General features: G+C 60.0%; 11 protein-coding genes. 2 read left to right on the top strand and 9 right to left on the bottom strand.

Annotated elements, in window-relative coordinates; translation table 11 throughout:
• Window positions 1-820: 820 nt before the first annotated feature.
• From msrQ to mrcB, 9 genes are all read right to left on the bottom strand, one after another.
• Window positions 821-1,432 (bottom strand): protein-methionine-sulfoxide reductase heme-binding subunit MsrQ, encoded by a 612-nt coding sequence (gene msrQ, locus FQ668_RS22360; RefSeq protein WP_014592380.1) that lies wholly within the window; start codon window positions 1,430-1,432, stop codon window positions 821-823.
• Window positions 1,432-2,445 (bottom strand): protein-methionine-sulfoxide reductase catalytic subunit MsrP, encoded by a 1,014-nt coding sequence (msrP, locus tag FQ668_RS22365; RefSeq protein ID WP_014592381.1) that lies wholly within the window; start codon window positions 2,443-2,445, stop codon window positions 1,432-1,434. Before msrP ends, msrQ begins: the two co-directional genes overlap by 1 nt.
• A 79-nt stretch (window positions 2,446-2,524) precedes the next feature.
• Window positions 2,525-3,376, bottom strand: a complete 852-nt coding sequence (gene pssA, locus FQ668_RS22370) for a CDP-diacylglycerol--serine O-phosphatidyltransferase (protein WP_003250045.1) — start codon at window positions 3,374-3,376, stop codon at window positions 2,525-2,527.
• Window positions 3,377-3,526: 150 nt separating this feature from the next.
• Window positions 3,527-4,543: a ketol-acid reductoisomerase gene (gene ilvC, locus FQ668_RS22375; protein ID WP_003250043.1), complete on the bottom strand. Its 1,017-nt coding sequence runs from the start codon at window positions 4,541-4,543 to the stop codon at window positions 3,527-3,529.
• A gap of 56 nt (window positions 4,544-4,599) precedes the next feature.
• Entirely contained in the window at window positions 4,600-5,091 is a 492-nt protein-coding gene (gene ilvN, locus FQ668_RS22380; protein ID WP_003250040.1) for an acetolactate synthase small subunit, read from the bottom strand.
• A 1-nt stretch (window position 5,092) separates the two neighbouring features.
• Window positions 5,093-6,817 (bottom strand): acetolactate synthase 3 large subunit, encoded by a 1,725-nt coding sequence (locus FQ668_RS22385; RefSeq protein WP_026031851.1) that lies wholly within the window; start codon window positions 6,815-6,817, stop codon window positions 5,093-5,095.
• A gap of 408 nt (window positions 6,818-7,225) precedes the next feature.
• Window positions 7,226-7,558 carry a YqcC family protein gene (locus FQ668_RS22390; RefSeq protein ID WP_003250034.1) on the bottom strand — a complete coding sequence of 111 codons (333 nt, stop codon included), beginning with the start codon at window positions 7,556-7,558 and terminating at the stop codon, window positions 7,226-7,228.
• On the bottom strand, window positions 7,558-8,343 hold the full coding sequence (locus FQ668_RS22395) for a M48 family metallopeptidase (RefSeq protein ID WP_019437276.1): 786 nt from the start codon (window positions 8,341-8,343) through the stop codon (window positions 7,558-7,560). Before FQ668_RS22395 ends, FQ668_RS22390 begins: the two co-directional genes overlap by 1 nt.
• A gap of 15 nt (window positions 8,344-8,358) precedes the next feature.
• The gene (mrcB, locus tag FQ668_RS22400) at window positions 8,359-10,680 is read right to left on the bottom strand and encodes a penicillin-binding protein 1B (protein ID WP_010955335.1); all 2,322 of its coding nucleotides are present in this window, start codon (window positions 10,678-10,680) and stop codon (window positions 8,359-8,361) included.
• 115 nt (window positions 10,681-10,795) lie between these two features.
• Here mrcB and FQ668_RS22405 point away from each other — a divergent pair, with 115 nt between their 5' ends.
• Complete coding sequence (locus FQ668_RS22405) at window positions 10,796-12,358, top strand: bifunctional aminoglycoside phosphotransferase/ATP-binding protein (RefSeq protein WP_019437277.1); 1,563 nt, start codon at window positions 10,796-10,798, stop codon at window positions 12,356-12,358.
• 157 nt (window positions 12,359-12,515) lie between these two features.
• Window positions 12,516-12,794 carry a TfoX/Sxy family protein gene (locus FQ668_RS22410; protein ID WP_010955337.1) on the top strand — a complete coding sequence of 93 codons (279 nt, stop codon included), beginning with the start codon at window positions 12,516-12,518 and terminating at the stop codon, window positions 12,792-12,794.
• Window positions 12,795-12,829: the final 35 nt, after the last annotated feature.

The following is a 12,829-nucleotide window of genomic DNA, read 5'->3' on the forward strand; positions in this document are numbered from 1 at the left end:
TTGACTATCAGTCCGTACTCACAAGCACCCACACGAATTGCTTGATTCGATTTGTTAAAGAGCGTTTGGTTAAGAGCCTTTCGTCTCAACCGAGGCGCGCATTCTACGCTTTCCTCAGAGCCTGTCAAGCGTTTATTTTGAAGTTTTTTGCGAGAAACTCGTTTAGCTTCAAACACTTGGCTCGCTGCGATCTCTCGTAGCGGGAGGCGAATCATACAGCACTTGGAAGCGCTGTCAACCATCATCTCAACCGCTTTCGATCATTTGATCGTAGCCCTTACAGCACCTTCCGAATCGTCTAACTCATTGAATTTCAAGGAGTTTGTCGTTCCGTTGTTGCTGGAAGTGGGGCGCATTATAAGGGGATTCGAGAGGGCGTCAACCTTTAATTTCAAGAAAGTGAAATATAAGGGGAAAAGACCGTATCGGGGCTGCCAAGTGTTCGCCACGACAGTTTCAGCGCCTGTGAGACCGAGCGCCGCCCGCGCGGCGCTTCGCGGGTAAACCCGCTCCTACGTTTGTTTCGGGCCAGTCCCTCCTGTGCCTGGCGCGCGCGACCGCCTTGTTTGTTCGACGCGATATCGAGACAGGCACCAAAGCGTTCGCGCGCGAATCCCACAGGCATAATTGGCCCGAAACAAACGTAGGAGCGGGTTTACCCGCGAAGCGCCGCGCGGGCGGCGCTCGGTCTCACAGGCGATGAATGTCTCGAGCCGGACGCGCGCGGCGCTCGATTTCACAGACACCAGAGAAACCAAGGCGGGCCCTCTCCACAGCCATTGCTATCTCAAGACAGGCCCTTGGCAGCCCCACCCCACTCTCAAACCGCCCTACCCTGCTTCCTGGCAACCCTGGGAAGCGCCCGCGCAACAGCAGGTATCCGCAATACCATCAACACAGCCCCAATAAACGCATAGATCGCCCATTCCCGAAGGTCGGAACGCACGATCCACAGGAAATGCAGCAAGCCCAACCCAAGCACCGCATACACCAACCTGTGCAGCCTCTTCCACCGCGCCCCCAGCCGCCGTTGGCTGTACCGGTTCGAAGTGACCGCCAACACCAGCAACCCCAAGAACCCCAGCGCCCCCACAATAATGTAGGGTCGCTTGCGCAACTCCACCGCCAACTGCCCCCAATCCAACCCTAGAATGAAAAACAGGTAAGCCAGAATGTGCAGCACTATATAGGCGAACACCCACAACCCCAGCTGCCGGCGAACCACGATCCAGCCAGACCAGCCCGTCAGCTTCTGCATTGGGGTCATGCTCAAGGTCACCAACAGGAAGGTAAGCGCCCCAAGCCCAAGGCGATCCATCATGATCTTCCCGGGATCAGGCCCCAGCAGGTTCATCGCCGCTTCATATAGCCACCACACCGGGAACAGGCAGCCTACGACAAAGATGGCCAAGCGAAACCAGGGGTAACGCATCAGTAGTTCTTCCGCAGATCGAGCCCGGTATACAGCGACGCCACTTCATCAGCATAGCCATTGAACATCTGCGTCTCCCGCACATTGGGGCTGAACAACCCGCTGGGCAAACGACGTTCGCGCGCCTGGCTCCAGCGCGGGTGGTCGACTGTCGGATTCACATTGGCATAGAAACCATATTCATCCGGCGCCAGCCCTTCCCAGGTAGTGCCGGGCTGCTCCGCTACCAGGCTGATGCGCACAATCGACTTGATGCTCTTGAAGCCATACTTCCAAGGCACCACCAAACGCAACGGCGCACCGTTCTGGTTGGGCAGTTCCCGGCCGTACATACCCACCGCGAGAATTGCCAACGGGTGCATCGCCTCATCCAGGCGCAACCCTTCTCTATAAGGCCAGTCGATCAAGGCGAAGCCAGAACGCTGCCCAGGCATATGCTGCGGATCCTTCAGCGTTTCGAAACGCACATAACGCGCACTGGAAGTCGGCTCAACCTGCTTGAGCACCTGAGCCAAAGGGAACCCCAGCCACGGAATGACCATCGACCACGCCTCTACGCAGCGCAGCCGATAGATCCGCTCCTCGAGCTGATAGGGTTTGACGAAGTCCTCCAGTGCATAGCGTCCGGGCTTGCCCACCTCACCATCCACCACAATGGACCACGGTTCGGTCTTCAGGCTGTCGCCATTGGCCGCCGGGTCGCCCTTGTCGGGCCCGAACTCGTAGAAGTTGTTGTAGTGAGTGGCATCCTTGAACGGCGTGATCGCCTCGCCCTTCACCGTCACCGCCTGCCAGCGCGTGGCCGCGAGCTTGTCAGTGAACCAGGCCGGCGCGGCCCCAGCCTGCACATCGGCATAACGCGACATTTGCGCCGCGCCCACCCCGCCCGGCAATGCGCCTAGCGCCAAGCCAGCCAATGAGCCACCCAGCAGGGTACGACGGGAAAGGTAAATGCCTTCGGGGGTGATCTCCGACGCTTTGCACTCGGAAGACCTGGGAAGCTTGATAAGCATGAACGGCTCCATAGCACTGAGTAACGGATGTACCAGTAAGACTATGGAGCCGTGAGGTTATTCCAGCGTTAAGTGATTTTCACGCTTTGCGACGGCGCGCCTTCAGCAGGAACTGGATCGGCCCCGATGCTGCATAGGCGAGGAAGATCAACAGAAGGATACGCGGTGGGTCGCTGAACACGACGGCAAATACCAGCACCACCGCCAGGATCGCCACGAACGGCACGCGCCCCTTGAGGTCCAGCTCCTTGAAACTGTTGTACTTGATGTTGCTGACCATCAGCATGCCAGCAGCAGCCACCAGCAGCGCGACCAGGAACGACAGCTTGGAACCCTGGATGCCATAGTCGCTGAACGCCCATACGGTGCCCGCCACCACACCTGCGGCAGCCGGGCTGGCCAGGCCGATGAAGTAGCGCTTGTCGGCGGTACCGACCTGGGTATTGAAGCGCGCCAGGCGCAACGCGGCACCGGCCACATAGATGAAGGCAACCATCCAGCCGACCTTGCCCATGTCACCCAGCGCCCAGCCGAAGGCCAGCAAAGCCGGGGCCACGCCGAAGGCGACCATATCCGACAGCGAGTCATACTCGGCACCGAAGGCACTCTGGGTATTGGTCATGCGCGCAACGCGGCCGTCCAGGCCGTCGAGCACCATGGCCACGAAGATGGCGATAGCGGCAAAAGCGAAGTACTTGCTCGCCTCGCGCGGGTCGCCAGCACTCAGGGCGCTCTGTGCGCTCATCGAGCTGATGATGGAATAGAAACCGGCAAACAGGTTGGCGGTGGTAAACAGGTTGGGCAACAGGTAGATGCCGCGGTGGCGCACCTTGCGGCCTTCGGCGTCATGCCCTTCTTCAACGTGCTCATCGACAGGTAGCAGGCTTTCGGCGTCGGAGGGCTTGTTCGGCTCTTCGGGACGTTCGCTCATGGAGGGTACCTTGCAACAGGATGGAAAATGTTCGACACGGGCCCGCGAAACAGGTTCTGACAGCGAGCCACTGGTCTGCTTTATACCAGAAGCTGGATGCCAGAACGAAAAAACGCGGCCGAAGCCGCGTTTTTCATCTATCGATAAGACTTAGTTCTTGGTCTTGTCGACGATTTTGTTAGCCGAGATCCACGGCATCATCGAGCGCAGCTGCTCGCCGATGATTTCGATGCCGTGAGCGGCGTTGTTGCGGCGCTTGGCGGTCATCGATGGGTAGTTGGTAGCACCTTCGGAGATGAACATCTTCGCGTACTCGCCGTCCTGGATGCGCTTCAGGGCATTGCGCATGGCCTTGCGGGATTCTTCGTTGATGACTTCCGGGCCAGTCACGTACTCACCGTACTCGGCGTTGTTGGAGATCGAGTAGTTCATGTTGGCGATGCCGCCTTCGTACATGAGGTCGACGATCAGCTTCAGCTCGTGCAGGCACTCGAAGTAGGCCATTTCCGGCGCGTAGCCAGCTTCGACCAGGGTTTCGAAACCGGCTTTGACCAGCTCGACGGTACCGCCACACAGAACAGCCTGCTCACCGAACAGGTCGGTTTCGGTTTCGTCCTTGAAGGTGGTTTCGATGATACCGGTACGGCCACCACCTACGCCCGAAGCGTAGGACAGTGCGACGTTCTTGGCGTTGCCGGAAGCGTCCTGGTAGATAGCGATCAGGTCAGGGATGCCGCCGCCTTTGACGAACTCGGAGCGAACGGTGTGGCCCGGGGCTTTCGGCGCGATCATGATCACGTCGAGGTCGGCACGCGGAACAACCTGGTTGTAGTGGATCGAGAAGCCGTGAGAGAAGGCCAGGGTAGCGCCCTTCTTGATGTTCGGCTCGATTTCGTTCTTGTACAGAGCGCCCTGGAACTCGTCCGGGGTCAGGATCATGACCAGGTCAGCCGCAGCGACAGCGGTAGCAACGTCGGCAACTTTCAGGCCGTGGGCTTCAGCCTTGGCAACGGTAGCCGAACCTTTACGCAGACCGACGGTAACGTCTACACCGGAGTCTTTCAGGTTGCACGCCTGAGCGTGGCCCTGGGAGCCGTAACCGATGATGGCGACTTTCTTACCCTGGATGATGGAAAGGTCGCAGTCTTTATCGTAGAAAACTTTCATGAAAATACCCCTGGTTATATCTCGGCCCCTGCGGAGCCATCGCTAATTTTTTGGATTTAGATGCTGAGCACTTTGTCGCCACGGGCAATGCCGGTAACGCCGCTGCGCACGGTTTCCAGAATCGATGCAGTGCCGATCGCCTGGATGAAGCTGTCCAGTTTGTCGCTGGTACCGCTCAGCTGCACGGTGTACACGCTGGCGGTCACGTCGACGATCTGGCCACGGAAGATATCCGTGGTGCGCTTGATCTCGGCACGCTGGGCACCGGTGGCCTTGACCTTGACCAGCATCAGTTCACGCTCGATGTGAGCGCTTTCCGACAGGTCGACAAGCTTGACCACTTCGACCAGCTTGTTCAGGTTCTTGGTGATCTGTTCGATCACTTCGTCATGGCCAACGGTGGTCAGCGTCAGACGCGACAGGGTCGGGTCTTCGGTCGGCGCTACAGTCAGGCTTTCAATGTTGTAGTTGCGCTGGGAGAACAGGCCGACCACACGGGACAACGCACCAGGTTCGTTTTCCAGCAGCAGGGAAATGATGTGCCGCATATCAGGTACGCTCCGTCTTGCTCAGCCACATGTCACGCATCGAGCCATCCTTGATCTGCATCGGATAGACGTGCTCACTGCGGTCAACCGCGATGTCGATGAACACCAGACGGTCCTTCATCGCAAACGCTTCTTCCAGCTTCGGCTTGAGGTCCTTCAGGCTGGTAATGCGGATACCCACATGGCCATAGGCCTCAGCCAGCTTGATGAAGTCAGGCAGCGACTCGACGTACGAGTGCGAGTGACGACCGTTGTAGGCCATGTCCTGCCATTGGCGGACCATGCCCAACACACCGTTGTTCAGGTTGACGATCTTCACCGGCAGGCCGTATTGCATGCAGGTGGACAGCTCCTGGATGTTCATCTGGATGCTGCCTTCGCCGGTCACGCAGGCCACGTCCTGATCCGGGAAGTTGAGCTTGACGCCCATCGCCGCCGGGAAGCCGAAGCCCATGGTGCCCAGGCCACCGGAGTTGATCCAGCGGTTTGGCTTGTTGAAGCGATAGTACTGCGCGGCAAACATCTGGTGCTGGCCGACGTCGGAAGTGACGAAGGCATCGCCATTGGTCACTTCGCACAGTGTCTCGATGACTTTTTGCGGTTTGATGACGTTGCCATCGCCCTTGTCGTAAGGGAACAACTCGCCATTGCCACGCCATTCGTCAATCTGCTTCCACCAGGTATCCAGCGCCGCCTTGTCAGGCTGCTCGCCGATTTCCTTGAGGATGCCGAGCATTTCGTTGAGCACGCTGTCGACCGGGCCGACGATTGGCACGTCGGCCTTGATCATCTTCGAGATCGACGCCGGGTCGATGTCGATGTGAATGATCTTGGCGTTCGGGCAGAACTTGGCCGGGCCGTTTACAACGCGGTCGTCGAAACGCGCACCGACGGCAAAGATGACGTCGGCATTGTGCATGGCCATGTTGGCGGTGTAGCTGCCATGCATGCCGAGCATGCCGAGGAACTGGCGGTCGGTACCCGGGAAGCCACCCAGCCCCATCAGGGTATTGGTGACCGGCAGGTTCAGCGACTTGGCGATTTCAGTCAGGGCTTCGGAGCCACCGCCGAGGATCACACCGCCACCGGAGTAGACGACCGGACGCTTGGCCGCCAGAAGCATCTCGGCAGCTTTGCGGATCTGGCCGGAGTGACCGCGGACCGCCGGGCTGTAGGAGCGCAGCTTGACCTTTTTCGGGTAGACGTATTCAAACTTCTCAGCCGGGTTGGTCATATCTTTTGGAATGTCGACCACGACCGGACCTGGACGACCGGATTGCGCCAGGTAGAAAGCTTTTTTCAGAACTTCAGGGATCTCGGTCGGATTCTTGATCATGAAGCTGTGCTTCACGATCGGCCGCGAGATACCAATCATGTCGGTTTCCTGGAAGGCATCGGTACCCACCATGGTGCTAGGCACCTGGCCGGACAGGATGACCATCGGAATCGAGTCCATGTAGGCGGTGGCAATGCCGGTAATGGCATTGGTCGCGCCAGGACCGGAGGTTACCAGCACCACACCGGCCTTGCCGGTGGCGCGAGCGTAGCCGTCCGCCATATGGGTGGCCGCCTGCTCGTGACGAACCAGGATGTGTTCCACTTCCGGTTCTTTGAACAGTGCGTCGTAAACATGCAGGAGAGCACCACCAGGGTACCCGTAGATGTGCTTAACGCCTTCGTCACGCAAGAAGCGGACGACCATCTCAGCGCCAGATAAAAGCTCCACGTTGTTCACCTCTAAAACGCCAGAATACCGCCCTCACTGGACGGGTCTTAATAGGTTTACTGCCAAGCAGAGCATGAGCGAACGTCAGCACTGACTGAGCAAGTATTGGGAGATCCCCAGAGTGTTGCGGGGGTTTCCCACCCAGCGCGAGGTAACGCGTTGCGGGGTGTAACAGGTCGGCGCGGGTGTGCACCTCATGATCTGCTTAGCGGGTCTGCTTCTGGCAGTCCCTCTACAGCGGAAGTTGGATTCTTGTGATTCGGCGCCAACAAGTCAAGAAAAATTATTGCCAATTTTTCCTCAAGATGAATTCCTGCCACCACTAAAAATCGCTTCAGCAGCAGAATTAAGAAGATTTCCAAAAAAAAGGGCCACAATCTGCGGCCCTTGACGGAAAAACTGAAGAAATCAGGCGGAAGGAGCGATCAATTGATCAAAAGCTGCCAACAGGCGGCGTAGCTCACGACTTTGCTCCGGCCGGTCGGTAAACACGGTTTCGGCCATGACAAGGATGCTCGATGCATTGGGCAGCGGGTGGCCCAGCTCGATGATGATCTTCATGCGGGGCAGGAAGATCCATTGCAGCCACTGCTCAAAACTGAGGGTATCCACGGCGAACGGCACCGTACTGGCCAGTGCCTCGTCGCTTGGCGGCTCGTCATCCCACCAGCCTTGCACCTGCAGCTCGCGCTCGATCAAGAGCAGGTGGTCGGCAATATCCAGCACACGTTGCTCGATCATCACGAATTGACCCGCGCCTTTTGCCGGGCCAGCGCAGCCCCAGCGCTATCACCCTGCTTTTCACGGGCCTGGGCGATCGTGTTCCAAAGCTCTGCCTGCAGGCTGGGGCGGCCGTTGGCGTAAGTCAGGGCGCGGCGCGCCAACTGCTCGGCCTGCGCTGCATCACCTTGCGAAAGGCGCACCTGGGCCAGGCGATACAGCACCTGCGGCTCACGCGGAGCAATGCGCTGGGCACGCTCAAGGCTCGAAGCGGCACCGTTGAAGTCGCCGCTGCCCTGCTGCGTCTGCGCAGTGGTCAACAGTGCCAGCACAGGACCGTCCAGTTGCTCGTCGGCCGACAGGCCACCGGCGGCGGCGCTGCGCGGAATACCGGTTGGCGCACTGGCACTTTGCGGGGTGCTGTTCATCGCTGCAATGTCGAAGGGTTCATCGGCAATCGGGTTGGGATTGGTGGTCATCGGCGCCGAACTGACAGGCCCTGGAGTGATCGGCGAGGTACTGATCGGCGCAGCGCCATTGGACGCCGGGAACGTCTGGATGCCCGATGCGCCTGCGCCCTGCGGGATCATCACGGTGACACCGGAATCCTCCGGCAGCGTCTGCGCCTGGGCGGTGCCGGCGTTATAGCCACCCGCCGAGCGGTTGGCCGTCACGCGTTCGCTGTTGGACACGCGGGTGCTCGAATCGACCACCGGAATATTGCCACGCGGGACGCTGGAGCACCCCTGGAGCACAGCCAACGCCGTCACGGCAGGAAACAGCCACTTGTTCACATCACACCTCATCAATGCAGCCTGTGCTTAATTCATCCAGCCTTTGACCCAGTCCATTACCGATTCTACTGGGTCCTGCTCGCCGCCACAGGCTGCGCCGGCCGGCGGCTCACTCCCGCGAATATACGGCATCTGCACCGCTCCCGGACAGCTGGCATCAGACCCATGGCCACTGTAGGGGTCGATCCAGGCCTGCACCACGTTGTCCGGTTGCGGCATATCCAGCGGCAGCGGGTCGGCCTTCTTCATGAAGCTGGTCCACACCTGCAAGGCGCCGGTGGCGCCGGTAAACGGTGTCTTGCCGTTATCGTCACGCCCCATCCACACCACGGCCAGCAGATCCTGACTGAAGCCGGAGAACCAGCTGTCACGCGAGTCGTTACTGGTACCGGTCTTGCCCGCCAGGGTCAGCGAGCGCGGCAAGGTGTTGTACACCGAACGCCCTGTACCTTCTCGCATTACGCGTTGCATGGCGTTCTGCACCAGGTAAATGGCACCTGGGTCGAAGGTCTGCTGGATCTGGAACGGGTAGCGCTTGAGCGGCTCGCCCTCGGCGGTGAGCACGCTGCGGATGCCGCGCATCGGCGTGTTGAAGCCGCCGTTGGCGATGGTCTGGTACATGGTTGCCACCTGCATCGGCGACATGCCACCTGCCCCCAGCAACATGGCAGGGAATGCAGGCCAGTCGACATTCACGCCCAAACGACCAATGGTCTTGATCACGTTCGGCACACCCACTTCCAGGCCAAGCTTGGCGGTCGACAGGTTGTAGGAGTTGGCCAGCCCCTGATACAGGTAGATAGTGCCATGCGGGCGGCGGTCATAGTTTTGCGGGCGCCAGACTTGGCCGTCAGCCCCCTTGACCGAAAATGGCTCGTCCTGCACCCAACTGGTCAGGGTGTACTTGCTCGGCTGCTCCAGCGCAGTCAGGTATACCGACGGCTTGACCAACGAGCCGATCGGCCGCACAGCATCGATGGCCCGGTTGAAGCCGGCGAAGCCTGCCTGGCGGCTACCGATCAGCGCCTGTACTTCACCGGTCTCAGGGTTGGTCACGACCATCGCCGCTTCCACATCGTCTGCCCCCTTGCGGCCCGCCAGGCGCTTGAAGGTCTCGCTCATCGAGGTTTCAGCCTTCATCTGCAGGATCGGGTCGAAGCTGGTAAAGATACGCAGGCCCTCTTCGGTCAAGTCTTCATCGCGGTAGTCCTGCCGCAGCTGTCGCTTGACCAGGTCGAGGAAAGCCGGGAACGAGCTGTCGGCCAGGCTGCCACGCTTTGTCACGCCCAACGGCATTTTCTTCGCCGCATCAACTTCTGCCTGGCTGGCCACGCCCTGTTCGGCCACCAGGTCGAGCACCAGGTTGCGGCGAGCCAGGGCCCGCTCGGGGTGACGCCGCGGGTTGTAGTAGGACGGGCCTTTGACCATGCCCACCAGCAGGGCGATCTGATGCAGTTTCAGCTCAGACAGCGGCTGGCTGAAGAAGAACTGGCTAGCCAGACCAAAGCCGTGCACCGCGCGTTGACCGTCCTGGCCGACGAACACCTCGTTGAGGTAGGCCTCAAGGATTTCGCGTTTGTCGTAGTGCAGTTCGAGCAGGACCGCCATCATCGCCTCGGTCAGCTTGCGGCTGAGGCTGCGCTCGCTGCTGAGGTAGAAGTTCTTCACCAATTGCTGGGTCAGGGTACTGCCACCCTGGCGCATCGAGCCGGACGACGTGTTGACCCACATGGCCCGGACGATGGACTTTGGCGACACGCCGAAGTGGCTGTAGAACTCGCGGTCCTCCGTTGCCACCAGGGTTTCGAGCAGATATTTGGGTACCTGATCGATCTTGATCAGGATGCGGTCTTCGAGATTTTTCGGATAGATGCCGCCGATCATCAGCGGCTCCAGCCGCACCACGTCAAGCGCCTTGCCGTTGGCACCGGAAAGGCCCGCAACGTAATCGCCAGAGAAGCGCACGCGGACGAACTGCGCCGGTTCCATGCCCTCGTAGAACTGGAAGCCACGGGTATTGAGGTCGACGGTATTGCCGTTGACGGATGCAGCGCCCGGGCCGTTGGCCGCGCTTTCGCGACGGTAGCCGAGCGCATCGAGCTCGGTGAGGAAGTCGTTCTTGCTCAACTTCTGGCCGGTGAACAGCTCCAGCGGTCGGGCATACACTTTGGCCGGGATGGTCCAGCGCTTGCCGGAGAACTTTTCCTGGACGACGGCATCGAGGTAAACCGCGAAGCCGGCAACGATCACCAGGCCAACCAGGCTGAGCTTCAAAGCCCAGCCCAGCCAGGCGCGGGAGCGGCCGGTCGGGCGTTTCTGAGGGGTGCGGGGATTTCGGGTTCGGGTCATGGCGGCGGATTATACGCACTTTATAAAGGCTGGGCAGACGGCCCGGCGGTAGGCAGGGACGGCACCATTGACCATAATGGCGCATTCGAATTCCCTTGCCCCGGAAGGATTTGCCGTGAGCCAAGCTCTTATTACTGCGTTGCAGAACCCTGCCCTGTACCCTCACCCCGTGGAGGGGTTTCAGCTCATCGAGACGCATATCTCCTGGGTCCTGCTCACTGGCGAATATGCCTACAAGATCAAGAAACCGATGAATTTCGGCTTCCTGGACTTCACCGGACTGGACCAGCGCCAGCATTTCTGTAACGAAGAATTGCGCCTGAACCAACGCCTGACCGAAGGCCTGTACCTGCAAGTGTTGCCGATCACCGGTAGCGTCGACGCACCGCAGATCGGTGGCGAAGGTGAAGCCATCGAGTATGTGCTGAAGATGCGCCAGTTCCCCCAGGGCCAGATGCTCAACACCCTGCAGGCCAATGGCGAGCTGAACGCCACGCACATCGACCAGATGGCCCGGCAGATTGCCGAGTTTCACCTGCAGGCCCCACGTGTGCCGATGGAGCACCCGCTGGGCACGCCAGACAGCGTGATGGCCCCGGTGGAGCAGAACTTCGAGCAGATTCGCCCATTCCTCAGCGACAAAGCCGATCTGCAGCAACTCGACGCCCTGCAGGCCTGGGCCCGCAGCAGCTTCGAGCGCCTGCAAGGGCTGCTGGAAAAGCGCAAGGCCAATGGCTTCATCCGTGAGTGCCACGGTGACATCCACCTGGGCAACGCCACCTTGATCGATGGCAAGGTGGTGATCTTCGATTGCATCGAGTTCAACGAGCCTTTCCGACTGACCGACGTCTACGCCGACACCGCCTTCCTGGCCATGGACCTGGAAGACCGCGGCCTGAAGTGCCTGGCCCGGCGCTTCATCAGCCAGTACCTGGAACTGACGGGGGATTACGAAGGCCTGGAACTGCTCAACTTCTACAAGGCCTACCGCGCGCTGGTGCGGGCCAAGGTCGCACTGTTCAGCATGCCGGCCGACGCTGATGGCGTGCAGCGTGCCACCACCCTGCGCACCTACCGCAACTACGCCAACCTGGCCGAAAGCTACAGTGCCATCCCGTCGCGCCTGCTGGCCATCACCCATGGCGTTTCGGCGGTGGGCAAAAGTCACGTGGCCATGCGCCTGGTTGAGGCCCTGGGTGCAGTGCGCGTGCGTTCGGACGTAGAGCGTAAGCGCCTGTTCGGCGAACAACAGCAGGCCGACGCCGGCCAGCTGAGTACGGGCATATACGACCAGGACGCCAGCGCAGCGACCTATCAGCGCCTGCACGAGGTGGCATCGACCGTGCTGCGCGCCGGTTTCCCGGTGGTGCTGGACGCCACCTACCTCAAGCGTGAGCAACGCCAGGCTGCGGCAGAGGTTGCCAGCCAGACCGGCGTGCCGTTCCTCATCCTCGACTGTCACGCGCCAGAGGCGGTCATCGCCAGTTGGCTGGAGCAGCGCCAGGCCGAAAACAGCGACCCGTCGGATGCCACGCTGGAGGTGATCAAGGCCCAGCAGGCCAGCCGTGAGGCGCTGGATGCGCAGGAGCTGGTGCACAGCACCCGCGTCGATACCCAGGCTGCCGGCAGCATGGATCAGGTGATCGAGCAGATTCGCCAGCAGTTGCCTGGCCTGTAAGTTCGTCATCTTCCTGTGCCTGCCCGCCAAGGGGCAGGCACAGGCCGCTCATCCCCCGATGGCAAAAAGCCGCACATTTCCCAACGCCCGCTACACTCCTCTCAGACCTGCTCGCGATTTATCCCCCATTCCCGTTCAGCCATCGCAAGGAGGCTCGATGAACGATGAATTGCAGCATCTGAAGAACCTTGGCAAGACTTCTGCGCAGTGGCTGCATGCAGCCGGCATCCACAGTGCATCGGATTTGCGCCGCCTGGGCGCGGTGGGTGCGTACCAGGCCGTGAAGACACGAGGGTTCCGTGCATCGAAGGTGCTGTTGTATGCCATTGAAGGCGCCCTGCTGGACATGCACTGGAACGATTTGCCGCTCGAACGCAAGGAAGCACTCAATCAACAATTGGACGCGAAAAACCCTACGCAAAAAAAACCAAAATAATCGGGGTAAAGGGATTGACGTCTAAATGAGAATTG

Origin of the sequence: Pseudomonas sp. Kh14 (genome assembly GCF_900291005.1) — a bacterium.
GTDB lineage: Bacteria > Pseudomonadota > Gammaproteobacteria > Pseudomonadales > Pseudomonadaceae > Aquipseudomonas > Aquipseudomonas alloputida.

Bases quoted from the DNA above. Each gene is read 5' to 3' on its own strand.
- ilvN (WP_003250040.1), bottom strand. From the start codon at position 5,091: ATGCGGCACATCATTTCCCTGCTGCTGGAAAACGAACCTGGTGCGTTG.
- pssA (WP_003250045.1), bottom strand. From the start codon at position 3,376: ATGAGCGAACGTCCCGAAGAGCCGAACAAGCCCTCCGACGCCGAAAGC.
- FQ668_RS22410 (WP_010955337.1), top strand. From the start codon at position 12,516: ATGAACGATGAATTGCAGCATCTGAAGAACCTTGGCAAGACTTCTGCG.
- FQ668_RS22390 (WP_003250034.1), bottom strand. From the start codon at position 7,558: ATGATCGAGCAACGTGTGCTGGATATTGCCGACCACCTGCTCTTGATC.
- FQ668_RS22395 (WP_019437276.1), bottom strand. From the start codon at position 8,343: ATGAGGTGTGATGTGAACAAGTGGCTGTTTCCTGCCGTGACGGCGTTG.
- msrP (WP_014592381.1), bottom strand. From the start codon at position 2,445: ATGCTTATCAAGCTTCCCAGGTCTTCCGAGTGCAAAGCGTCGGAGATC.
- ilvC (WP_003250043.1), bottom strand. From the start codon at position 4,543: ATGAAAGTTTTCTACGATAAAGACTGCGACCTTTCCATCATCCAGGGT.
- mrcB (WP_010955335.1), bottom strand. From the start codon at position 10,680: ATGACCCGAACCCGAAATCCCCGCACCCCTCAGAAACGCCCGACCGGC.
- msrQ (WP_014592380.1), bottom strand. From the start codon at position 1,432: ATGCGTTACCCCTGGTTTCGCTTGGCCATCTTTGTCGTAGGCTGCCTG.